Genomic DNA, 21,370 nt, shown 5'->3' on the forward strand with positions numbered 1-21,370 from the left:
ATTCGCAATGAAACGAAGGATTCAGGCCGGAGGTGCAGAACCCGTCAGCCGCGTAACGTGTCCGGACAATCATGAAATGCGGACTAGGAGAATAAACTTGGAGATAGGGTGCGAACATCGGGAATAATCAAGGATCCAATCCGGATTGAAAGAGAGGTGCCAGATGGAGCGCAATGTTATTATTGGACTCCCCGCCTATAACGAGGGAAGTGTGCTGCCCATTTTGCTATTGAAGCTGGAATCGCTTAGATCTAAGCTGGATGACCCTATGCATATCCTTGTCATCAATGACGGAAGCACGGATGATACGTTGGCCATTCTCAGAGAATACGGTGCTTGTTGTGTCGACTTGAAGTCGATTACGCATCCGACGAACCGAGGCTTAGGGGAAGCGATGAACACGATGTTCCGATATGTCGTGAATCATTATGATAAAGAGGACTTACTGATTACGCTGGACGCTGACAATACGCACAGCCCTGCGATCATCCCCGATCTGGTGAAGAAGCTTATTCATGAACAGCTCGATATGGTCATTGCTTCCAGGTTCACGGCAGGAGGCAAGGAGCTCGGGCTTGCCATGCACCGCAAGCTGTTCAGCCGCGGAGCGAAGCTGTTTTTCAAGCTGTTTTTCCCTATCGACAACGTGAATGATTATTCGTGCGGCTTCCGGTGCTACCGGGTCGGATTTTTGAGCAAAGCGATGAGCTCTTACGACGGCCCTTTCATTACGAGTGCGGGGTTCGAGTGCATGGCGGAGATTATGGCCCGTTTTAGCAAAATGGGAGTGAAAGCAGGCGAGTATCCTTTAATATTGGAATACCATCTCAAAGAAAGCAAGAGCAAAATGAAAATCTGGAAAACGATTATTGGCTACTTCATGCTGTTGAAAAAAGTGAAGTTCGATAAAAAGTGGAACAAAGAGCACGCGGTATGAAAACGTTAGTATGGATTATGGTTTCCGTAGTTCTCGGCTCATTGGGACAGGTTGTACTGAAGCTCGGCTCGAACAAGCTGGGGGATGTCGGTCTAAGCTTACAAACTCTCCCTGAAGATATGCTCAGACTTCTCAAGACTCCGGAAATTGTCGTCGGTCTGGTGTTATTCGGAACAAGCTTTCTATTATGGATTAAAGTGCTCACCCAAACGGAACTAAGCTATGCGTATCCCATGGTGAGCTTAGGTTATGTGAACGTGGTGCTTCTGTCGTACTTTTTGCTGCAGGAGACGTTTACGTGGAACAAGCTCATCGGAACGGCCATTATTATCATCGGAATTCTGGTTATTAACAAGTAGTGACAGGAGGAAGCCGCGGCTTGGACAGGAAACCCAAATACGGATGGCTTGTAACTCTCCTTGTATTCATGTTCATTGCAGCCCTGCGCATCCCTTATATAACGAACTCGCCTTACGAATACGATTCGTGGAGACAGTCGGATACCGAGTCCATTGCTTTGAATTTTATCGGGCATCGCTTCCATATTTTGTACCCGCAGCTGAATTACGACGGCCCGCTCCCTAATTATGTACAGCTGGAGTTTCAAATCACGACATGGATCATCGCGATCCTGTATCAACTTTTCGGTCAGCATTATGCATTGGCAAGAGCGGTTCCCATCCTCTTTTTTATCGGCTCCGCGTATTTTCTGTATCGGATTGCGAAGAGCTATTTCTCGCCGTCCATAGGCTGGCTAGCGGTGCTTATTTACGGAATGCTGCCGGTCAGCATTCTGTATTCAAGAGCCATCATGCCGGAGTCGGCGGCGCTTTTCTTCATGCTCGGAGCCTTCTATTGGTTCTCCGAATGGAGGGATAGCCGCAAGCGATGGCTGCTGATCATGGCGGGACTGTTCACGGCGCTGGCGATCTCGCAAAAGATCCCTACCATATTCGTGGGCATCCCGATGCTGTGGATGGCTGCCGCAGCTTACCGCTGGCGCATGTTCGCCAAGTGGGAGCTGTGGTTGTTCGCCGTCATAGCTCTGCTGCCGCCGTTCCTGTATTTTGGCTGGTTGAGCACGATTGCCGAATTTCCGTTCGTCAGCGGAATTGCGTCTAAACACATATTGCCGAATTTGCTGACGAGCATAACAACGGACGCGGCGCAGCGTTTTTTTGTCGAGCAGCTGCCCGAAACCTTCACCTGGTATGGAGTCGCCATGTTCGTAGGCGGATTGCTGATGTTGCACTGGAAGCGGCAATATCCTATCGGCATATGGGCAATTGCCATGATCATCGAGCTCGTAACGATTGTCGCTACGATCCGCTTCAACTACTACTTAATCTTCACCGGACCTCTCGTAGCGCTGCTCGGGGCTAAGCTGCTCCATACGTTAGACCAATGGATATTCGGAAGACTGGTGTCGGTCGCATGGTTTCTCCTGTTAGCCTATCACAGCTCCATGATTGTAGCGCCTATTCTTGATAATCAGCTGAATCTGGTGCTGCAGCAAGCCGAAGTGGTACAAAAGCTGACGAAACCTGACGATTTGATCGTTGTCGGCACCGACGATCCGTCATTATTGAATGCCAGTCACCGGAGGGGCTGGAGGGTGGGCAATACGATGCCCGGCGATCCGGTAGCGGAATTACAATATTTCGTGAACCATGGCGCAGCCTACTTTGTTCCGCTGCAGGGAACGATTTATGGTGATGACGGGACGCTCCATCAATATTTGCTAGCGAACTATCCTTTACTGGAGGCCAAAAACGGTCTATCGATCTATAAGCTGAGCAAATAATCGCTTGGCCGGCCGTACCAGCTGAAGCCGTTATACTGCGGCGTCAGCTTTTTAGGATATGCCGCTTGACGAACATGCCGTTTACTCTTTAAGATAAACTCACCATCGATTGAACGGTGGACTACATCATCCGATGGGAGGATCAGGCCTCTTTAATGGATACGGTCAATTATGCCATTTCGGCAACCTCGTTAAGCGAGCAAGTGTATTTATCCTTGAAAAAGCAAATATTGAAAGGAAGTCTCGCTCCCGGACACCGGTTGATCGTCCTAGAGCTTGCCAAGCAATATGAAGTAAGTCAAGCTCCCGTGAGGGAGGCGCTGGAACGGCTGAAGCAGGAAGGGCTTATCGTGGGAAAGGCCAATAAGGGATCGGTCGTCTCCGAAATAACCCAGGACGAAATCCGTGATATTTATGAGCTGCGGCAGCTGATCGAAGGCTATGCTTTGCGGCAAACGATGCTGGCTTTGAATGAGAGCGATATCGACTATTTGCAGCAAATCTTGAACGAGATGAGAACCGCAGTGGACAATAACGACGCCTACTTATTGGTCGAGCTGGATATGAAATTCCACGGGCATTTCTACAAAAGAAGCGGTAACGCGCTCTTCCTGCAAATATGGGACGGGATCAAGACGAAAATTATGCGATTTATTTCAGTAACGAACCAGGATCATTCCGGGTACAGTATTCCGGATTCCCACGCTGAGCTGCTGGGCATTATCAAGTCGGGGAACATCGATGAAGCGGAAGAGAAGCTGATTCGCGGCTTGGATTTTTATAAGCAATATACGAGCTGAATAGGCTAGGGACAAGACAAGGATCATTTGCGATGAGCCTTGTCTTTTTCTTTTGGAAATGAAGTGACGGGACTGTTACCGTAAAAGAAAGTCATTTCACCAAATTTGCCGTATTCGAATATCAGCTTCGACAAATTCTCTTGTTTTTTGCTATTTCCAAATGAAGGGAGGAGCATTATAATGTGATTAATAGATAATCGATTATCGATAATCTATTCTAAGAAGGCTGCAAATCTTATTATCGATAATCGATAAAAAGGAAGTGATGGATATTGCCTAGCGATTCAATCCCTTTGCTTTCTCATTCGATAAGCACTCAAGTGTACACCAGGCTCAAGAGAGAGATTCTGGAAGGGGGGTTATCTCCTGGCGAGCGATTAATTGTAACGGACATTGCCGGCCGGTTCCAAATCAGTCAAGCTCCTGTCAGAGAGGCTCTGGAAAGATTGAAGCAGGAAGGGCTCATTATCGGCAAGGCTAACAAAGGGTCGGTAGTTTCCAATATTACAAGAGACGAAATCAACGACATTTATATTTTACGAGAGATTCTGGAAGGCTTTGCCGTCCGACAAACGATGCCGATGCTTAACGACAGCAACTTTCAGTATTTGGAGGAAGTGGTCTCACGAATGAATGAGGCTATTGAAACGGAGGATCTCATGGGAACCGTGGAGATCGATCTGGAGTTTCACGGATTTTTTTACAAGCAATGCGGGAACCACGCTATTCTGGAAGCATGGGAGCGGATGAGCACCAAGGTGATGCGCTTTATGGCCATATCGAATCAGCGCCATTCCTCCGACAAGCTGGTTGAAGCTCACAACGCATTGATCGATTCGTTAAGAAACGGAGATATAGACGCGGCTGAGTCATTGTTTCTCGAGCATATCAAGCATGCGCACGCTGGCTTATTATAAGATTCATGGAAACTGCGGGACCATTCGGATGCACCTTACGGGTGTCCTAAAAGGGGAAATGGATTTTGCTGAACAAAGAGCGGTTGTTCGATGAAGACGAGATGTTAGAGTTGATGAGAGAGCGTTTTTTAAGCAGCCTGGTGTCCAGGGAGAATTATTACAAGCAGCGCTTCAAAGAAATATGCTTCTACTTGAAGCTGAATCCTTATTTTAATTTCCCTGCTCTTGCGCTGCTCGAGCCTGCCAGGTCCAGCGGCGAGGAATGGGAGAAGCGGAAGGCTTTGAAAGAAATTCGCGATTACTTGCAGCGATACGAGCATGGTGCCGGCAGCATCGTTATTTTTACAGATAGCGAGGAACGGCTCGGATTGTTATTTTCATGGGTGTCGCGTGAACTGATAGAATCCATCAACAGCAAGCTGAACGGCGTGATGCCCCATCCGGTGCATATTGGCGTCGGCAGACCTTGCTCGAACCTGGCGGACGTGCATTTGTCATACCGCCAAGCTCTGGCGGCTTTGCAGGACAAGTTTTATAAAAGCGACGGAGAAGTGGTTTATTATAATGAGCTGATCCGATACCAGCCGGTTGGCAAATATCCTGTTGAGAAGGAAAAGGAATTGCTGGAGTTTCTGAAGCATGCGCCGTCTAGCGGGGAGATCGAGTGTGCGGTCGAACGGTTTTATACGCATATATTGCAATATGGACCTGTTGACAGCAAATCAATCTATGAGCTGACGATCCGACTTTTATTGGGGTTGGAGAAAAGAATCCTTACCGATTTGGAAAACGTAAACGTTTACAAACCGTGCGAAAGCACGGCCGTTGTGCAGATGAAATCGATGCGGCAGATTAAAGCCTATGTGACGGAGCAGCTCTCGGCATTACGGGAGGTACTGCTGCAGAACGAAGGGGAGAGCCACCGCAATATCATTAAAAAGACGATTCAATATATGGAGCAGGAATGCCAGAACGCAACATTGTACAGCGTCGCACAAAAGGTCTATATGACCCCGACGTATTTAAGCTCGCTGTTCAAAATGAACACAGGGAAGACGTTCATCGATCAGCTGACGGAAATTCGGATTACGAAAGCGAAAGAGATGCTTAAATGCACACATCTGAAAAATTATGAGGTAGCCGAAAAGGTAGGCTATAAGGATTCGCGGTATTTCAGCCAAATTTTCAAAAAGAAGGTTGGTCTGTCGCCAAGCGAATATAGAGATTCAGCACAGTAATGCTGAACTAATGAGGAGGCTGTCATTGCCATGCAGATGTCGATGGAAGCCTCTTTTTATGATGAAAAAAAGGGACTGCTTTTCAGGATTCGAGGAGCAAGCTGTTCCCCGGCATGAAAAGCGTCCCTGCGGCCATTTACAAACGTACGTCGTTGGATCCGTTCGCATCGATTTTGCGGGCTTCTTCCAGCTCTCTATCCCACGTTAAATGACGGTACTGCGCTGCATCGTCCGATTGGTTGAACCAGTTCAGGAAATCCGACCACAGAGCTACCGTCCACGACGAATCGATCTGCGCGGTGGTATAAACTCCTTCCTTCAAACGAACGAAGCCGAACACATCCCGAACCTGAGATTTCTCCGCCTGCACAACGGTCAGCTCCGCCAAATGCGGCGGGATGAAGATGACGCCGGAAGGAGTACCGAGAACGATATCTCCCGGCAAGCACACGGCACGTCCGATTCGTGTCGGGGCGTTCATGCTGATCATCGTGCAATCCCCGATCGCAGTAGGATCGCTTCCGCGGAAATAGACATTGATATTTTCAATCTGCACAACCTGCTGATTATCCCGTATACCGCCCCAAATTACGGCGCCGCCTCGTTTCGTGCGGGTAGAAATCGCCGTCGACAGATTCCCGCCTACATAGGTGCCCTGGTATATTTTGTCGTACATATCAACGACCACAACGTCGTCTTCACCGAGCGAATCGATTACCCATTGATTGAAAAAGCCTTTTCGGCCTTCCTGTTCATGACCATAGGTAAGGAGCGTCTCGTGCAAATCCGGCCGTCTGGGCATCATGACGGCGGTAACCGCGCGTCCAACCATGGTTTTCTCAGGATGAATGATTTTGAAATCGCCTTCAAACTGATTCGTATATCCCCGGTTCCACAGAGGGCCCCATGCCTCTTCCAGCGTAATTTTTCTCATGCGGCGAAGAACATCGTCCGATACTTTCGGCCGGCCGTTCGGGAATCGCTCCCCTGTCCATAACGGGGTTAATTGAACGATATCTTCCGGATTATCGAATTTCATGCTAAGCACCTCACTCTTTCCGATGGGTATAGGATTGATTTCCTATGTCTATTGTTAAGGACATTGCCCGGTTTGTCGATGCGACGAATTTAAGATATTTTCAGCAAATTCGTAATATTTTCACACCTCGAAAGAAGGTGGAAGTATGCTTCCGGCATGTGCGACTCGGTTCTGAAAAAAATCAAACAAATTCATAAATTCCTCTCCTGTGCAATTGAAAGCGCTTTTGTTACTTTTATAAGCACAGGTGATTACACACCATGTTCATGCAAGATAATGAAAGGAGGTCTGGCAGTTCATGGCGGATCCGATATCTATTGCAAATAAGAACGAGACATCGATTACAAGTCAGCAGCTTTCCTCGAAGAGAATCAAGAACGCTTCCGAAACCAATCTCGCAGGGTATCTGTTTATTTCGCCTTGGTTAGCTGGTTTTCTGCTGCTCACGGCATGGCCGATTGCCCAATCGCTCTACTTATCGTTTACGGAATATTCCTTGCTGGATGAGCCTGTCTGGATCGGAGCGGACAATTATGCCAACATCTTTATGAAGGATCAGCTATTCCGCAAATCGTTAGCCGTTACGTTCACCTTCGTGTTATTCTCGGTGCCGATCAAGCTGTTCTGTTCCCTAATGGTCGCGATTGTTTTAAAACAGAGCATCAGAGGAATGAGTATTTACCGGACTGCGATCTATTTTCCGTCGCTAATTGGGGGCAGCATCGCCGTATCGGTGCTGTGGAGAAACATGTTCGGCCTGGACGGCTACATCAATCAGGTGTTGAGCTGGTTTGGCATTCAAGGAGTAGGGTGGATCACGAACCCTAACACATCGCTAGGTACGCTGATTTTATTGAGTGCATGGCAGTTCGGCTCCACTATGGTTATTTTCTTGGCAGGGTTAAAGCAAATTCCTCAAGAGCTGTACGAATCTGCATCTGTCGACGGAGCAGGCAAGGTGAAGCAATTTTTCCGTATTACGCTGCCAATGCTGTCCCCGGTAATGTTTTTCAATCTTGTGCTTGGGATTATAGGCTCCTTCCAAATGTTCACCTCCGCTTTTGTCATTACGAAGGGCGGTCCTGTCAATTCAACCTATGTGTATGCGCTGTTCTTATTTGAAAAAGCGTTCAAGCATTACCAGATGGGCTACGCGTCCGCCTTGGCGTGGATCCTGCTCGCTATCATCGGCGTCCTGACGGCGATCAATTTCTTTGCTTCCCGGTACTGGGTATTCTACGAATCGGAAGGGGGGAAGGCCAAATGAATACGTCCCGCCTGCGCGTAGCTTCTATAAGCAAGCACGTTATGCTGTCCGCCATATCGCTCCTCATGATGTATCCGGTCATCTGGTGGGTGGGAGCGTCCTTGAAGAAAAACGAGGAAATGAGGCTGCCGAGCATTTGGCCCGAAACACCCATCTGGGACAATTATATCAAGGGCTGGAGCTTTTCGTCCGAGTACACCTTCACCCATTTTTTTGCCAATACGCTGATGATGGAGTTCTGGAGTGTAATCGGCGCCGTATTGAGCAGCTCCGTCGTAGCTTACGGCTTTGCCCGGCTTCAGTTCAAATTCCGTTCCCTGCTGTTCACAATCCTTCTAATGACGATGATGCTGCCGGGTCAGGTGACGATGGTACCGCAATACATTCTGTATAACAAATTCGGCTTGGTAGACAGCTACATCCCATTAATCTTGCCACACTTCTTCGGTGGGGGAGCCTTCTTCATCTTCCTGCTGGTACAATTCATCCGGGGAATACCAAGAGAGCTAGACGAAGCGGCCAAGATGGACGGAGCCTCCGTATACGGCATCTTTATCCGGATTATTTTTCCGCTGCTTAAGCCTTCATTGATTACTGTAGCCATCTTCACGTTCATTTGGAGCTGGGACGACTTCTTCGGGCAAATGCTCTATTTAAGCTCCATTGATAAATACACCGTCGGGTTAGCGCTCCGGATGTTCGTCGATCAGTTTGAAATTCAATGGGGGCAGCTGCTTGCGATGTCACTGCTGTCCATCGTTCCTTCCGTCATCGTATTTTTCCTCGCGCAAAAGCATTTCGTGGAAGGGATAGCGACAACAGGCCTAAAAGGCTGAATCAACTTTCCATTTGAAAGGGGAGTAACAGGTATGAACGGTCGAAGAAAGCTCTTTAAAGCAGGTTCTGTGTCTATGGTATCTCTAATCGCATTGCTGGTCCTGGCAGGGTGTAACGGAAGCGGAGCGAAGCCAACGGATACCAATCCGAACGGACAGACAAGCTTAAGCATCATGTGGTGGGGTGCCGACGCGCGACACCAGGCTACCTTGAAGGCGCTCGATATTTACTCGCAGCAGCATACCAATGTGAAGTTTAAGCCGGAATATTTGGCATGGGAAGGGTATTGGAGCAAGCTGACGACCTTGGCGGCTTCGAAGACGATGACGGACGTATTGCAAATGGACGGAGCTTACATTCAAGATTACGCGGGCAGAGGGACGCTGGAGGACTTGTCCGATATTGACTTGAAAGGGGTCGTCGATCCGAAAATTGTTGACTATTTAAAAATCAACGGCAAGCTGTACGGGATCCCGTTAAGCCATAACGGTCAAGGCTTTGCCTATAACAAAGCGGAGCTGGAGGCTGCAGGAATCCCTCTCCCAGCCAAGGACTGGACGTGGGACGACTATTTCAAGTTCGCCAAAGACGCCAGGGCGAAGCTGCCCAAAAATAAATACGGGATAGCCGATTCCTCATCCGACTGGACCTTCTATCAGTATTATCAAATTGCCCAAGGCAAAGGACCGATGCTGACCGACGGGAAAACGTTCCAGCTCGACAAGGACGTCTGGTTTCGGTATCAGAACTTGTATAAAGATTTACGCAAGGATGGCATAGTACCGCCAATCGAAGTTTCGAAAGCCTTTGTAGAAAATGATCCGAAGGCCGATCCGATGGCTTCCGGCACGGTCATGACGAGAGGTGCGACGGTCGGCTCAGTCAGCGTGCTCGAGCAGTTAATGCCCGGAAAAGTAGGCGTGGCTTCGTATCCGATAGGGCCTACGGGAGGCGGATGGGCGCAGTCGACTATTTTCCTCAGCGTCAGCGCCAATTCCAAAAACAAGCAGGCGGCCAAGGAGTTCGTCAAATGGTTCATTACCGACAAGGAGGCTGGCAAAACGCTCGGGCTTACTCGCGGCATTCCGATAAGCGAATCGATCTACAAAGAGCTCGAGCCGACATTGGAGAAGAAGGATGTACTCGCCAAGGAGCTGTTGGACAAATCGCTGCCGAAGGCGCTTCCGTTCTATCCTGCTCCCACGGGCTGGTCGGAATGGGTTCAGGCTTACCAGGCGGAGATGGATGCCGTTGTGTACGGCCAGCAATCGCTGGAGGATGCTTTCAAGAAAATCGATTCGATGGGAAAAGAGACGGCGGCCAAAGTGAGCGGGAAGAAGTAAAGCGTAGCGGGATAAGAAAATACATGTAAAAAGGACGCCGATTCATCGGCGTCTTTTTCATAAGTCATTAATTTTTGCTTACGGAGCAAAAAAACGCAATAAAAACAGCGGCCAAATAGCCGCTGTTTTATTTATTTCCCGGCATCCTCGGATAATCTCTTCATTTAGCTCCACAGCCTGTCGTTACCAAAATAGTGGTTCCACGATTCCGTCTCATCCCAATGTCCTGGAATATCCGGATGAAGATGCTGTGCGATAACTTCATCATTCAGCTCCTCAATGCCGAGTCCAGGCGCATCCGGAACGGCGATGAAGCCGTGTTGCAGCAGCGGCTTCGGCAGCTTGCTGATAATAATGTCGTCCCACCAATCCACATCGTTGGAGTGGAATTCCAACGCGAGGAAGTTCTCCGTAGCAGCGGCAGCATGAACCGCTGCCAGGCAGGCGATCGGGCTCTCGGCCATATGAATCGCCATGGCGACGCCGTGCTCCTGAGCGAGATCGCCGATCTTTTTCGTCTCAAGGATGCCGCCGGTGGTTAGAACATCGGGATGAATTACCGATACGCCGCCCGATTGGATCAGGGGTCTGAAGTTTTCCTTCAAATAAATGTCTTCTCCGGTACATATCGGTGTAGTGACCGAGTTGGCCAGCCGGACATATTGCTCGGTGTACTGCCATGGAATCATGTCTTCCATCCAAGCCAGGTTGTACTTATCAATTCTCCGGCCGAGCTTAATGCAATCCTCGACGCCTATGTGTCCGAAATGGTCAATCGCGATCGGCACTTCGTCTCCGACAACGGAACGCACATCGGCAACATACTGCTCAAGCACGTCAAGCCCTTTCTCCGTAATGTGGATGCCCGTAAACGGATGGGCGATATTTTGCAGGTCATACAAGCGGCTGCGCAGCTGGCGGAGCTCCAGCTCCGACAAATTGGCTTGTTTCCGGTTATGCCATTGGCGGGAAACAGCTCTCATTTCCTCCATAAATCCCAACGGGGCGCTTACCGTTCCCGGCTCATTGGCAAGGATACCGAGGCCCAGGTCCATTTTGAGGAAGGTAAAGCCTTTGTCCATCCGTTTCTTTAACGCCTGGCCCATGGCAAGGCCGGTATTTTTGCCGTCGACATCCGTGTCGCAATACATCCGAATGGTATCGCGGAATTTGCCCCCCAGCATCTGGTAGATGGGAATGTGATAAGCTTTGCCGGCAAGGTCCCACAACGCGATCTCAATCCCGCTGACCCCGCCGCCTTGCCGGGCATGGCCGCCGAACTGCTTGATGCGACGGAACAGCTTATCGATATTGCACGGATTTTCGCCGATAAGGCGGCTCTTGAGCTGCTGGGCGTACAATTTATCCGCTCCGTCCCGTACTTCGCCGAACCCGACTAAGCCTTGGTTGGTGTATACCTTGATCAGGCTGCAATGCATGGGAGCTCCGGCAATATCCGCAAAACGAATATCCGTAATGCGAAGCTCCGAAGGCTTGGAATTCGTGTTGACATGGGCTAGCGTGCTTTCGTAGGTTTCTTGATTGATCATAAGAGAACCTCCTGTATCGTAAAATTTGACATCATAGCAGCATGCTGGCTCCATCCATACGGATGGAGGCTCCGGACAAAAATTCCGCCTCGTCCGAGGCGATGTAACAAATCAAATTACCGATATCATAAGGCCTTCCTGTTCTGCCCAATGGGAACTTAAGAGCTATCCGCTTGCGTTCTTCTTCCTCCGAATGGCTGATTGGACGTACCCGAATTGCACCCGGTTCAATGGAATTGACGGTTATGCCGTATTGGGCAAGCTCGATGGCGCTTTCTCTGACGAGCATTTTGACGCCTCCCTTGGTCATCGAGTAGACGGTATCGAAGTCGGTCGGTCTTTTCCCGTGTACGGAGCAGATATTGATAATTCTCCCGAACCGCTTCGCCTTCATGTAAGGAACGACGGCTTGAATGCACTGCCAATAGCCCTTCAAATTGATATTCATCTCTTGATCATACGTATCGTCATCATGCTGAAACAGCGTATAATTAAGCTGCAGAGCTGCATTATTGACGAGAATATCGATTCCGCCGAAATGTTCTGCCGCTTCCCGGACCATACGATCGATTTCATGCTTTTGGGAAACGTCCGCTTTTACGATGATAGATTCGCCGCCGACGTCCTTGATGCGCTGCATGGTCTCCAGGCCTGCGGCATCGCCGTCTTTGGAATTGCAGTTAATCGCTACTCTGACACCGCGCTTGGCCAGCTCTACCGCTGTGCCTTGTCCGATTCCGGTTCCCGATCCTGTAACCAACGCTACTTTTCCTGCAAGACTCAGTGTCATCACCCCTTTTCCAGAGTCAGCTTGACGGCTTCTTCATTTTGTGATTCATGTAATGCAGCACGAATCCGCCGTCCAACCGAATATCCGCACCGTTGATGAAGCGGGATTCATCCGTTGCCAGGAAGAGCGCACAGTTCGCTATATCATCCGGTGTTCCTAATTCTGCGCGGGGCACTTTGTACGTATAATCTTCATACAGGGTAGACAAACCGCTCTTGAACGTTTCGTTATCTCCTGCAACCGGACCGACCTCTATCGTATTGACATTGATGTTGTAACGGCCGAGCTCGAGCGCCGCTTCCCGGGCCAGCATCTTCAGTGAGCTTCGGGAAACGCTGTACACAAAGGAGGAGCCGGTCGGTTTCTCGGCATGAATGGAGCTGATATACACGATTTTGCCGCTTTGTTTGGCGTACATTTGCTTTCCGACGGCTTGAGTGCACAGGAACGCGGATTTGGCATTATAATTCATGACATTCGTAAACGTGTCTTCGTCGCATGCTTCGACACTGGCTGGCAGGACCTTGTTATTGTTATGAATAAGAACATCTACGGTTCCGATCTTCCGCTCTGCTTCAGCTAACACGGAAGCGACTTCGGAGCCTCGCCAAAGGTCAGCCGTAACGACCATCGCTTTGGCTTGAACGGATTCACAGTAAGCCAGCTCCGATGCAATGGCACTGCCATCCGACAGGCTGTTTAAAATAAAATGAGCACCCTCATCCGCAAAACGGCGGATCATTGCCGAGCCTGTCGGGCTGTCCGCATCCGTAACAAAAACGATCTTTTGCTGCAATCTCAATGCAGTTCCTCCTTTCCTCAATAGGTAATTAACGTAAACTAAGGCACACACTCATCATACCGAGGAAGCTGGAACGGATTCGATGCCGTAAATTTATGATTTTGTTTAATTTTTTTAGCAACCGCTCTATCTCCCCAAAAAAACGAACAAAATCATAAAAATGCCGCCTATGCGCGGTATCGGGATACGGGTAGTTTGTAATCAGGAGATGGGGGATGACCCAAAATAGAGGTCTGTGCTGAAGAGGCATAGAGAAAAAGGGAGTAGGGAGACAATCATGGTTCGAATGAGCTTGTTTATGTATTTTCTGTTTTCCACTTATAGCATAATGGGATTTTTTCTGCCTCCGTATCTCCAAAGCAATGGCCTCGATTCCGGTCAAATCGGCAATCTTCTGGCCGTAGGCTCATTGGTGGCCATGATAGCCCAGCCTGCCTGGGGATTTATCAGCGATAAGCACAAAACCGTCAAGCCGATCCTGCTCGTGCTGCTTATCTGCGCTTTCTCGGTGAGCTTAGGATTTTTTTCGGCGACATCGTTTTTCGCCATCCTATTTTTTTATGCGCTGTTTTCCTGTTTTCACAGTGCAACCGGACCGCTGGCCGAAACGCTGTGTATTGCCTATGCGAGCCAACACCAAAAAAGCTTCGGGCAAATACGGCTGTGGGGAGAAGTAGGGGTGGGAATGTCCTCGCTTCTTCTGGGCATCGTTATTGACCGCATCGGGATTCACCATCTAGGCGGTATCTATGCGTTGGCCGTGTGCGTAGCGGGTGCGGCTACTCTTTTGCTGCCAAACTCGAAGTCCGCTGCGTCCGCGGTGAACTTGTCGAACCTGGGGAAATTGTTCGTTAAACCCAAGCTATTATGGTTTCTGCTTCTTGTGCTAATGGTCGGAATCCCTCACCGGATGAACGATAGTATGCTAGCTATTTATCTTCACCGTTTGGGAGCGACGGATACGCAGCTTGGGATGGCTTGGCTTGTGGCTACGTTCAGTACGGTCCCCGTGTTTATGTTTATAAGTAAAATCATGAGAAAATGGAACGAATTAGGCATTCTAGTCATTGCCGCATTCGCGTATTCGCTCCGATGGATGATATACAGCTTTGCGGAGAGCCCTGGGGTTCTGATAGCCGCCCAGCTGCTGCACAGCTTGACGTTCCCGTTATTCCTCGTATCCTCGATCCAATATTTGTCCAGTATCGTGCCTGCCGAGCTTAGAGCTTCCGGTCAAGCGGCCTTTGCCGTTACGTTCGGCGGTCTTGGGGGAATCATCGGCAGCTCAACAGGAGGATATGCCATGGCTCAGCTTGGACCTCAGCCGACTTATTTGGCCGGCAGCTTGCTCGCACTAGCTGGAGCTGCCGCCATCATAGCAACCTATAAGTTTGGTCAACGCAATAGCCGCCGGGGTCAGAGCGCAGTGATCAAGCCAGCGGATAACGAATCACTATAGGAAAGCATTGTAAAAAATCAAACGATATCCGTAAAAATGTCACATGTACAGCGGCTCATCCGTTTGTTATTTTTACCACATAAGAAAAAATAACAGAACCGGAGGAGATTCGTCATGAAGTTGGCGGAAATGCTGGGAACTCACAAGTCGCGATTGTGGACGTTATCGAAGCAAATGGGTGTTAATTACGCAGTAGCCGGTCTTCCTAAGGAAGAAAATGGATATAAGCCGTGGGATTTCATGAATCTTCTGCATATGAAGCAGCGATTTGAGAACTTCGGCATCGAGGTGGAAGTTATTGAATCGCGTCCTCCTGCCAACAAAATTAAACTGGGGTTGCCGGGCCGCGACGAAGAAATAGCGGTCATCCAGCAGCTGATCCGCAACATGGGCAAAGTCGGCATCCCCGTCTGGTGTTATGACTTTATGGCTGAATTCAACTGGTTCCGAACGTCAACGACGAAGCTGACCCGGGGCGGGGCGCTTGTATCAAGCTATAATCACTCCTTGATGAAGGATGCGCCCTTTACGGAAAATGCGCCGATCAGTGAGGAGCAGCTGTGGGAAAATTTACAATATTACCTGGAAGCCATCGTACCGGTAGCGGAGGAAGCGAAGGTGAAGCTTGCGCTTCACCCAGACGACCCCCCGATCTCTCCTATCCGCGGCGTATCCCGCATACTTACCAGTGCCGATGCGCTGCAGCGTGCCATCGATCTTGTGCCAAGCGAGTATAGCGGCATCACCTTATGCCAAGGCACGCTGGCCGCTGCGGGTGACGATATCCCAGCAACAATACGCCGGTTTGCAAAGCAGAACAAGCTGTTCTTCGTTCATTTCCGGGATGTGCGGGGCACGGCCGAATTATTCGAAGAGACGTTTCACGACGACGGCAAAACCGATATGTACGAAGCTATGGTTGCTTATGCCGAATGCGGCTTCAACGGACCCGCGCGTCCGGATCATGTGCCGACGATGGACGGGGAGAGCAATGAGAATCCTGGATACGAGACGCTGGGCCGCCTGTTTGGAGTAGGTTACATCAAAGGTTTGATGGAAGCGGCTTATCGGTAAACAATGCGAAAGAAGGGAAAGTCCACCTGGTTTGCGGTGCGTTATCACTGCGAATCGAGGCGGATTTTTTTTGATGCCCATTCATCAGATCTTAATGAAATCTTCATCGAATCTTCATGCAGCTGCCATGGGAGAATGGTATGATTTGTCTATCAAATTTAGATTTAGTTTAAATATAAAATAAGAGGTGAATGACAATGACTCAAACTCAACCATTGGTAACGGCACTGAACAAACAAATCGCGAACTGGACTGTCCTGTACATCAAATTGCACAACTATCATTGGTATGTAAAAGGAAATCAATTTTTCACGCTGCATCTGAAATTTGAAGAGCTGTACAATGAAGCCGCCCTTCATATCGACAACTTGGCTGAGCGGGTGTTGACACTAAGAGGTCTGCCAGTTGCGACGATGAAGCAAGCGCTGCAGATCGCTTCTATCGAGGAAGCGGTTGGAAACGAGGATGCGAACGCCATGGTTTCTGCGACCGTCAAAGATTTCGAGCAGGTGCTGGCTGAGCTGAAGGAAGGCATGGAGCTGGCGGAACAAGAAGGCGACCAGACAACAGGCGACATGTTCCTAGCGATATACTCGTCGTTGGAGAAGCATACGTGGATGCTGTCGGCTTTCTTGGGCTAAGCTTAAAACAAGAGCTTACGACCATCAGGAAACGCATACGAACCCTTGGCTTATGAAGCCGAGGGTTTGTTTTTGTTGTGGTATAGGGGAGAGCTGAGGAGGCAGACTTGGCCGTTTGCTCTATGCGAACGATTGTTCTATAATAGAAACGTCTAAAGCCTCATACGATGAAAGGAGTATGCATGATGTCAATCCTGAATCAAAATCCCATGGTTAAGGTAGAAATGCTGATTAGAAGACCGGTGGAAGAGGTATTTCGGGCTTTTATCGATCCCGCGATTACGACCAAGTTTTGGTTCACCAAAAGCAGCGGCAGATTGGAAGCGGGTAAACGTGTCCGGTGGGAATGGGAAATGTATGGTGCTGCTGCCGATGTGAATGTTTTGGAAGTGGAAGAGAATAAGCGAATTGTCATCGATTGGGGGACTACTGTCGAGTGGACCTTTACTCCGAGAGGGGAGAACGAAACGTTCGTTACAATCATCAACACCGGGTTTGAAGGTGACGTGGATGACGTCTTAAAGCAAGCTACAGATTCAACGGAAGGCTTCACGATTGTGTTATGCGGGCTGAAGGCTCTGTTGGAGCACAACGTCGTCTTGAATCTTGTTGCGGATAAGGCTCCTGAGGCTCACGTTGACTCACGCGGATAAAAAAGATTCGATTCATCTGGCAGGAGTACAAGGATCGATATCGAATACATCTGGATGGCTAATACTTCGAATTTGACAGATTTTTCTTGACTTCCGAAAACGCCCACACTACAATCTGTAGTGTGGGCGTTTTGCTCATTTTTGTCAATATTGCATAGTTGAGTGGAGGGGGATAATTGGCGAGCAGAATCCAAATTCGTATGATTCAAAGTACATAAACACTAACTTTAGGAGGTTACCTTGATGGTAAAAGTTCGTTCTGTTGCTGTGGCAGCGATTCTGTCTACTGCTCTAATCTTGTCGGCCTGCGGAGCCAAAACATCCAATGAAGCAAGCAAGCCTAATCCTACTCCTGCTGCAACCGCTACTCCGTCCCCATCCCCGTCTCCATCGGCTACACCAACGCCTACGCCTGCAGCTACGGCTATCAATGCCGAGGCTATCGTGAAGCAAAACTGCATCGCCTGTCATGGCGATACGCTGGATGGCAAAGGAAGCGAGAAGAAGAACCTGCAGAAGATCGGCGCAAGAATGAATAAAGATCAAATCGCCAAACAAATTGCCGATGGCGGCGGCGGTATGCCTGGAATGAAAAGCAAGCTGAAAGAAGAAGAAATCGCAGCTGTAGCTGCATGGCTTGAAGCTAAGAAATAGAAATACGAAGACGACCCCATTGCAGAAATGGAGTCGTTTTTTTTACGTATATAGAATTTATAATCGGAGCTCCTCGCAAAGTATCTGATTGACTTCGAAGCCAAAGCTCCACTTTGTGGGGTTATTTTAGCGGGGACAGGTGTTATCCTGCCATGTTATTGATGGAATCCTTCGGGCTGAAGACGGAGATATGGTCTACTTTGCCGCTGGATTCAGGGATGATAAACTTCAGTTCAAACTGCTCGCCGGCTTTGTAAACATAGATGGTTTCGGTTTTGTTAGGAATCGTATCGGAAGGGTTGCCCAGAACCGATTTGATCTCAGACAGCGATAACGAGTGAAGCTTGGCGTCGTAGGACCGCACATCGAAGATTTTGCTGCCTTTATTGAAGCCGAATGCCGCTTTATGATTATCGTAAGTTGAGTAGATTCCTTTGCCTGCGGACTCGGTGGTGTCTGCTTTTCCCCAGCTTTTCTCCACGTCGTCAATCAGGCTTGTATGCGCTGCAAAATCACTTCCCGGCACCTTGCCCTTCTTGGCTTGCTCCATGATTTGTTTCACGTAAGCGAGCGCCTCATCCTGTTGCGAGGGGCCTTTCGGCGGAGCAGTTGCACCGTTGTTCCCTGTGGAGGAAGTCGGCGGCGGTGTCGGAACCGGTGTGGGCGAAGTGCTGGGCGTAGGCGTAGGAGTCGGTGTAGGTGTCGGCGCCGGAGTAGCGTCCTGTTTAGGTGGAGCCGCACTCTCTCCTGAAGCGCTGCATGCAGTTAGAGATAAGGCAAGTATAGCTGCAAAGGCGGAAAGTACAATATGTTTCTTGGTGAAACCCATCATGATGTTCACTCCATTCCTTGATCTGTTGATCTCTGTTTAACCTTTAGACGAAGCTTTTGAAGAAAAGGTTGCCGCCAATTTGTCGAGGATCCAGTCGAGCGTGTCTAAACGGAAGGGTCGTTGCCCATAATAATACGTATTACCGGTGAAGTCAGGAGGATGTTACATTGCTATCCGTACATTGGAGAATGGCTGAGCTTTGGACGCTACAGAAAACAAGAGGGCTGACGGAAGACGAGCAATCCGAATTGTCGGCATGCCTTCATTACAATGCCATTTATGCGCGAAAATTAGCCGGACTGTATAACCTCTCGCTCGCGGCGTCCATGACGAACGATACCGATTGGCAGCACGAAATATGCGCACAAATCGAAAAGCTGGAGAATCAGGGAGGCTCGTCGCCTCAACTGAAAAATGGATAAAAAGCCGATTCGGTAAACGAATCTGGATGGAAGGGGCTGCGGAAGCAGCCTTTTTGCGCTGACAAAAACGTGATAAAAAAGGATTTTCCCAAGTAATTGGCGAATGTTACCAATGAATGGGATTTTGCTCCGTTGGGGTAGGATTCCAATGAAAGGATGCTAGTAAACGAGGTGGGTTGATGTGAAAAGAACGGTTATTCAAGCAGCGGTCTTTGGCGTCTGCGTTCTTGTGATGTATTATGCGGTTCAGATAGGGACCGGCATGTATTTGACGATGACTTATGTGCCTGATGTCATCAAGCAATATGAAACTGCTGGGCAGCTGCAAAGCCAAGTTTCGTTCGGGTATATGTCCGGATCTTTAAACGGTATGTGGGAGCTCGTGCTGCTGTTCATCGCCGGAATGGCTTTGTTCACCATGGGCAAGCTTGTGTACATGAAGCTGAGAAAATAATACAACTTTGTTAGGCCTTTGACTGAGCCGCGAACAGAAAGCTTTAAGCTGAAAGCGGGAAAAAAAGCGCAAGTCTTTACGACTTACGCTCGGTTGCCTTTCTTTTCGCAATTTCCTCGGTAACGACAAAGGCTAAATCCTCATTTCCGAATAAGGACAACACATTCAGAATCATTTCGTCCGCAATTTCGCCCGCTTCATCCTTCGGAACCGTCAATTCAATGGCTTGCTGCAATGCCGGGTTCTCAGCCTGATCCGGGTGTGCGCGCAAATATATTGCGGCAGGATCCAGATCGTTATTAATGCACCATTGGGCGAAGACAAGAATCATCATTTGCTCTTCCTGCCGGTAGTTTTGTATGATTTGCTCTTCTATCTCTTTACGGTTCATTGATAAATCTCCTTCTGGGCTGTAATATAGGTTTCATTATAACGAAAGTTCAGGTGGAATCACAATGATCATGAATGAAAAAATTAAAGCCTCCGAAGTCCAGCTTACCGGGATTCATGGAGAAAATTTGGGAGTAGTCGCTACATCGGAAGCGCTGGCTCTCGCCAAGAAGCTGAAGGTAGATTTGGTCTGCACTTCGTTAATGAGCAGTCCGCCGCCGTGTAAATTGATAGGAGCGGGAGCTGCGAAGCAGGAAGCCCAACAAGCCCGCAAGAAGGAGATCAAGGAGTCTAAGGTAAAGGAAATCAGGCTGACTCCACATATAGAGGACCACGATCTCGATACGAAAAAGCAGCAGGCCGAGCGGATTCTCAACTCGGGAGATAGCGTCTTGCTTGTGGTGAAGATTCAGGGGAAAGAAGGGACAAGGGCTAAGGAGCTTCTGGAATTACTGATCAAAGAGCTTGCTCCGGACGGCCGTCCCCTTACGAAAATCCAGCTCAGCGGGAAGCAAGCGGCTGTTCAGATCGACCCTCTATAAGCTCTTGGACATTTGCAGCGGGGAGGGCTGCTTTCTTGCAGTCTTCTTTTCTATGTCATGGACTCGTTATAGAACATACGTTCCAATTGTTCTGATTCGCAATCCGTACTAAGATAATGAACAGGAGATGATCAGATGAATAAAGGATCGCTGTCGTTTCAAACGGTGAAACGCAAGCAAATCGTCGACGATGTGGTCGAACAGCTTCAGAAGAAAATTTCGCTCGGAGAGCTTGGTCCAGGGATGCAAATTCCGACGGAGCCGGAGCTTATGAATCAATTCGGAGTAGGCCGCTCGACGATTCGAGAAGCGGTGCGCGTGCTTGTGCATGCAGGCTTGCTTGAGAAAAAGCAAGGACACGGCACCTTCGTCTGCGAGCAGAAGACGATGAAAGAGCCGCTCGACTATCGGCTGCGCCGTGCGGAAATTCTGGAAGTATACGAGGTTCGCCGCATGATGGAGCTCGAGGCGGCCCGATTGGCTGCGCTTCGCCGGGACGATGATGACTTGCGCACGATGCGGGAGCTTCTGGATCGCAGACAGCACGCGCTTGCAGACGGCAAGATGAGTGACTATCTGGACGCGGATATCGCTTATCACATTGCTGTAGTGGCTGCAACGAAAAATGCGGTTCTCATGGATTTGTATCGGACATTTACCGACGTCATACGGCAAGCGCTGGAAAACCTGATGAAAGATCCAGAGCCCAAAAATCAATATTCGCTTCAGCACGAAAAAATATATGAGGCGATACGAGACCGTGATCCCCATGCAGCGGAAATGTACAGCATTCAGCATTTGGACGGGACGAAGCTGGAGCTGCAGCAGCATATGGGAGAAAAATAATATTTTTTTAAGAATAAACGTCTGATGATAAGATGTATCATTATGATTTTGTAACAGCTAGGAATAGTATCATGTTTTT

Annotated in this window: 24 protein-coding genes; 18 read left to right on the plus strand and 6 right to left on the minus strand. The window is 49.1% G+C overall.

The window, feature by feature from the left end; genetic code table 11:
* The first annotated feature begins 163 nt into the window (after nucleotides 1–163).
* From DVH26_RS17520 to DVH26_RS17545, 6 genes are all read left to right on the plus strand, one after another.
* On the plus strand, nucleotides 164–937 hold the full coding sequence (locus DVH26_RS17520; RefSeq protein WP_239635052.1) for a glycosyltransferase family 2 protein: 774 nt from the start codon (nucleotides 164–166) through the stop codon (nucleotides 935–937).
* Nucleotides 934–1,296, plus strand: coding sequence for an EamA family transporter (locus tag DVH26_RS17525; RefSeq protein ID WP_239635053.1), 363 nt, complete (start codon nucleotides 934–936; stop codon nucleotides 1,294–1,296). The genes DVH26_RS17520 and DVH26_RS17525 overlap by 4 nt, the downstream gene beginning before the upstream one ends.
* Nucleotides 1,297–1,316: 20 nt before the next feature.
* Nucleotides 1,317–2,741: an ArnT family glycosyltransferase gene (locus DVH26_RS17530; RefSeq protein ID WP_239635054.1), complete on the plus strand. Its 1,425-nt coding sequence runs from the start codon at nucleotides 1,317–1,319 to the stop codon at nucleotides 2,739–2,741.
* Between the two features lie 155 nt (nucleotides 2,742–2,896).
* On the plus strand, nucleotides 2,897–3,541 hold the full coding sequence (locus DVH26_RS17535) for a GntR family transcriptional regulator (protein ID WP_239635055.1): 645 nt from the start codon (nucleotides 2,897–2,899) through the stop codon (nucleotides 3,539–3,541).
* A gap of 272 nt (nucleotides 3,542–3,813) precedes the next feature.
* Nucleotides 3,814–4,458 carry a GntR family transcriptional regulator gene (locus DVH26_RS17540; RefSeq protein ID WP_239635056.1) on the plus strand — a complete coding sequence of 215 codons (645 nt, stop codon included), beginning with the start codon at nucleotides 3,814–3,816 and terminating at the stop codon, nucleotides 4,456–4,458.
* Nucleotides 4,459–4,523: 65 nt separating this feature from the next.
* Nucleotides 4,524–5,696, plus strand: coding sequence for a helix-turn-helix domain-containing protein (locus tag DVH26_RS17545; protein ID WP_239635057.1), 1,173 nt, complete (start codon nucleotides 4,524–4,526; stop codon nucleotides 5,694–5,696).
* Between the two features lie 136 nt (nucleotides 5,697–5,832).
* Here the strand turns inward: DVH26_RS17545 and DVH26_RS17550 are convergent, their stop codons facing one another.
* Nucleotides 5,833–6,735: an RraA family protein gene (locus tag DVH26_RS17550; RefSeq protein ID WP_239635058.1), complete on the minus strand. Its 903-nt coding sequence runs from the start codon at nucleotides 6,733–6,735 to the stop codon at nucleotides 5,833–5,835.
* 298 nt (nucleotides 6,736–7,033) lie between these two features.
* Here DVH26_RS17550 and DVH26_RS17555 point away from each other — a divergent pair, with 298 nt between their 5' ends.
* The 3 genes from DVH26_RS17555 to DVH26_RS17565 are packed head-to-tail and all read left to right on the plus strand — an operon-like array spanning nucleotide 7,034 to nucleotide 10,182.
* Nucleotides 7,034–8,002 carry a carbohydrate ABC transporter permease gene (locus DVH26_RS17555; protein WP_239635059.1) on the plus strand — a complete coding sequence of 323 codons (969 nt, stop codon included), beginning with the start codon at nucleotides 7,034–7,036 and terminating at the stop codon, nucleotides 8,000–8,002.
* Nucleotides 7,999–8,838 (plus strand): carbohydrate ABC transporter permease, encoded by an 840-nt coding sequence (locus DVH26_RS17560; RefSeq protein WP_239635060.1) that lies wholly within the window; start codon nucleotides 7,999–8,001, stop codon nucleotides 8,836–8,838. The genes DVH26_RS17555 and DVH26_RS17560 overlap by 4 nt, the downstream gene beginning before the upstream one ends.
* A gap of 33 nt (nucleotides 8,839–8,871) precedes the next feature.
* The gene (locus DVH26_RS17565; RefSeq protein WP_239635061.1) at nucleotides 8,872–10,182 is read left to right on the plus strand and encodes an ABC transporter substrate-binding protein; all 1,311 of its coding nucleotides are present in this window, start codon (nucleotides 8,872–8,874) and stop codon (nucleotides 10,180–10,182) included.
* A 164-nt stretch (nucleotides 10,183–10,346) separates the two neighbouring features.
* Here the strand turns inward: DVH26_RS17565 and DVH26_RS17570 are convergent, their stop codons facing one another.
* Genes DVH26_RS17570 through DVH26_RS17580 form a run of 3 tightly spaced genes read right to left on the minus strand, consistent with a single transcriptional unit; the run spans nucleotide 10,347 to nucleotide 13,324 of the window.
* Entirely contained in the window at nucleotides 10,347–11,732 is a 1,386-nt protein-coding gene (locus DVH26_RS17570; RefSeq protein WP_239635062.1) for a mandelate racemase/muconate lactonizing enzyme family protein, read from the minus strand.
* A gap of 31 nt (nucleotides 11,733–11,763) precedes the next feature.
* The gene (locus tag DVH26_RS17575) at nucleotides 11,764–12,522 is read right to left on the minus strand and encodes an SDR family NAD(P)-dependent oxidoreductase (protein ID WP_239635063.1); all 759 of its coding nucleotides are present in this window, start codon (nucleotides 12,520–12,522) and stop codon (nucleotides 11,764–11,766) included.
* Between the two features lie 16 nt (nucleotides 12,523–12,538).
* Nucleotides 12,539–13,324: an SDR family NAD(P)-dependent oxidoreductase gene (locus tag DVH26_RS17580; protein WP_239635064.1), complete on the minus strand. Its 786-nt coding sequence runs from the start codon at nucleotides 13,322–13,324 to the stop codon at nucleotides 12,539–12,541.
* A 277-nt stretch (nucleotides 13,325–13,601) separates the two neighbouring features.
* Here DVH26_RS17580 and DVH26_RS17585 point away from each other — a divergent pair, with 277 nt between their 5' ends.
* The 5 genes from DVH26_RS17585 to DVH26_RS17605 all read left to right on the plus strand — a co-directional run bounded on the left by DVH26_RS17585 (nucleotide 13,602) and on the right by DVH26_RS17605 (nucleotide 17,805).
* Nucleotides 13,602–14,783, plus strand: coding sequence for an MFS transporter (locus DVH26_RS17585; RefSeq protein WP_239635065.1), 1,182 nt, complete (start codon nucleotides 13,602–13,604; stop codon nucleotides 14,781–14,783).
* A gap of 114 nt (nucleotides 14,784–14,897) precedes the next feature.
* Complete coding sequence (locus tag DVH26_RS17590) at nucleotides 14,898–15,857, plus strand: mannonate dehydratase (protein ID WP_239635066.1); 960 nt, start codon at nucleotides 14,898–14,900, stop codon at nucleotides 15,855–15,857.
* A 197-nt stretch (nucleotides 15,858–16,054) separates the two neighbouring features.
* The gene (locus tag DVH26_RS17595; protein WP_239635067.1) at nucleotides 16,055–16,498 is read left to right on the plus strand and encodes a Dps family protein; all 444 of its coding nucleotides are present in this window, start codon (nucleotides 16,055–16,057) and stop codon (nucleotides 16,496–16,498) included.
* Nucleotides 16,499–16,683: 185 nt separating this feature from the next.
* Entirely contained in the window at nucleotides 16,684–17,151 is a 468-nt protein-coding gene (locus DVH26_RS17600; RefSeq protein WP_239635407.1) for an SRPBCC family protein, read from the plus strand.
* 243 nt (nucleotides 17,152–17,394) lie between these two features.
* Nucleotides 17,395–17,805, plus strand: a complete 411-nt coding sequence (locus DVH26_RS17605; protein ID WP_239635068.1) for a c-type cytochrome — start codon at nucleotides 17,395–17,397, stop codon at nucleotides 17,803–17,805.
* A 142-nt stretch (nucleotides 17,806–17,947) separates the two neighbouring features.
* Here the strand turns inward: DVH26_RS17605 and DVH26_RS17610 are convergent, their stop codons facing one another.
* A complete protein-coding gene (locus DVH26_RS17610; RefSeq protein ID WP_239635069.1) occupies nucleotides 17,948–18,637 on the minus strand; it encodes a YjgB family protein in 690 nt (229 codons plus the stop codon).
* A gap of 167 nt (nucleotides 18,638–18,804) precedes the next feature.
* On the opposite strand from DVH26_RS17610, the gene DVH26_RS17615 reads away from it, so the two are divergent.
* Nucleotides 18,805–19,059 (plus strand): DUF7667 family protein, encoded by a 255-nt coding sequence (locus tag DVH26_RS17615; RefSeq protein ID WP_239635070.1) that lies wholly within the window; start codon nucleotides 18,805–18,807, stop codon nucleotides 19,057–19,059.
* 181 nt (nucleotides 19,060–19,240) lie between these two features.
* Nucleotides 19,241–19,513: a hypothetical protein gene (locus DVH26_RS17620; RefSeq protein WP_239635071.1), complete on the plus strand. Its 273-nt coding sequence runs from the start codon at nucleotides 19,241–19,243 to the stop codon at nucleotides 19,511–19,513.
* 76 nt (nucleotides 19,514–19,589) lie between these two features.
* Here DVH26_RS17620 and DVH26_RS17625 read toward each other — a convergent pair whose 3' ends face one another.
* Nucleotides 19,590–19,904, minus strand: a complete 315-nt coding sequence (locus DVH26_RS17625; protein ID WP_239635072.1) for a hypothetical protein — start codon at nucleotides 19,902–19,904, stop codon at nucleotides 19,590–19,592.
* A gap of 64 nt (nucleotides 19,905–19,968) precedes the next feature.
* Between DVH26_RS17625 and infC the strand changes: the two genes are divergently transcribed.
* Nucleotides 19,969–20,445, plus strand: coding sequence for a translation initiation factor IF-3 (gene infC / locus DVH26_RS17630; protein WP_239635073.1), 477 nt, complete (start codon nucleotides 19,969–19,971; stop codon nucleotides 20,443–20,445).
* 135 nt (nucleotides 20,446–20,580) lie between these two features.
* On the plus strand, nucleotides 20,581–21,291 hold the full coding sequence (locus DVH26_RS17635) for a FadR/GntR family transcriptional regulator (RefSeq protein ID WP_239635074.1): 711 nt from the start codon (nucleotides 20,581–20,583) through the stop codon (nucleotides 21,289–21,291).
* Nucleotides 21,292–21,370: the final 79 nt, after the last annotated feature.

The sequence above is a fragment of the Paenibacillus sp. H1-7 genome (genome assembly GCF_022354825.1).
Classification (GTDB): domain Bacteria; phylum Bacillota; class Bacilli; order Paenibacillales; family NBRC-103111; genus Paenibacillus_S.

Excerpts from the sequence above, each read along its gene's own strand:
- DVH26_RS17625 (WP_239635072.1), bottom strand. The coding sequence starts at position 19,904 with ATGAACCGTAAAGAGATAGAAGAGCAAATCATACAAAACTACCGGCAG.
- DVH26_RS17590 (WP_239635066.1), top strand. The coding sequence starts at position 14,898 with ATGAAGTTGGCGGAAATGCTGGGAACTCACAAGTCGCGATTGTGGACG.
- DVH26_RS17605 (WP_239635068.1), top strand. The coding sequence starts at position 17,395 with ATGGTAAAAGTTCGTTCTGTTGCTGTGGCAGCGATTCTGTCTACTGCT.
- DVH26_RS17565 (WP_239635061.1), top strand. The coding sequence starts at position 8,872 with ATGAACGGTCGAAGAAAGCTCTTTAAAGCAGGTTCTGTGTCTATGGTA.
- DVH26_RS17600 (WP_239635407.1), top strand. The coding sequence starts at position 16,684 with ATGTCAATCCTGAATCAAAATCCCATGGTTAAGGTAGAAATGCTGATT.
- DVH26_RS17610 (WP_239635069.1), bottom strand. The coding sequence starts at position 18,637 with ATGATGGGTTTCACCAAGAAACATATTGTACTTTCCGCCTTTGCAGCT.
- DVH26_RS17560 (WP_239635060.1), top strand. The coding sequence starts at position 7,999 with ATGAATACGTCCCGCCTGCGCGTAGCTTCTATAAGCAAGCACGTTATG.
- DVH26_RS17520 (WP_239635052.1), top strand. The coding sequence starts at position 164 with ATGGAGCGCAATGTTATTATTGGACTCCCCGCCTATAACGAGGGAAGT.
- DVH26_RS17575 (WP_239635063.1), bottom strand. The coding sequence starts at position 12,522 with ATGACACTGAGTCTTGCAGGAAAAGTAGCGTTGGTTACAGGATCGGGA.
- DVH26_RS17555 (WP_239635059.1), top strand. The coding sequence starts at position 7,034 with ATGGCGGATCCGATATCTATTGCAAATAAGAACGAGACATCGATTACA.
- DVH26_RS17585 (WP_239635065.1), top strand. The coding sequence starts at position 13,602 with ATGGTTCGAATGAGCTTGTTTATGTATTTTCTGTTTTCCACTTATAGC.
- DVH26_RS17550 (WP_239635058.1), bottom strand. The coding sequence starts at position 6,735 with ATGAAATTCGATAATCCGGAAGATATCGTTCAATTAACCCCGTTATGG.
- DVH26_RS17525 (WP_239635053.1), top strand. The coding sequence starts at position 934 with ATGAAAACGTTAGTATGGATTATGGTTTCCGTAGTTCTCGGCTCATTG.
- DVH26_RS17535 (WP_239635055.1), top strand. The coding sequence starts at position 2,897 with ATGGATACGGTCAATTATGCCATTTCGGCAACCTCGTTAAGCGAGCAA.
- infC (WP_239635073.1), top strand. The coding sequence starts at position 19,969 with ATGATCATGAATGAAAAAATTAAAGCCTCCGAAGTCCAGCTTACCGGG.
- DVH26_RS17595 (WP_239635067.1), top strand. The coding sequence starts at position 16,055 with ATGACTCAAACTCAACCATTGGTAACGGCACTGAACAAACAAATCGCG.
- DVH26_RS17570 (WP_239635062.1), bottom strand. The coding sequence starts at position 11,732 with ATGATCAATCAAGAAACCTACGAAAGCACGCTAGCCCATGTCAACACG.
- DVH26_RS17635 (WP_239635074.1), top strand. The coding sequence starts at position 20,581 with ATGAATAAAGGATCGCTGTCGTTTCAAACGGTGAAACGCAAGCAAATC.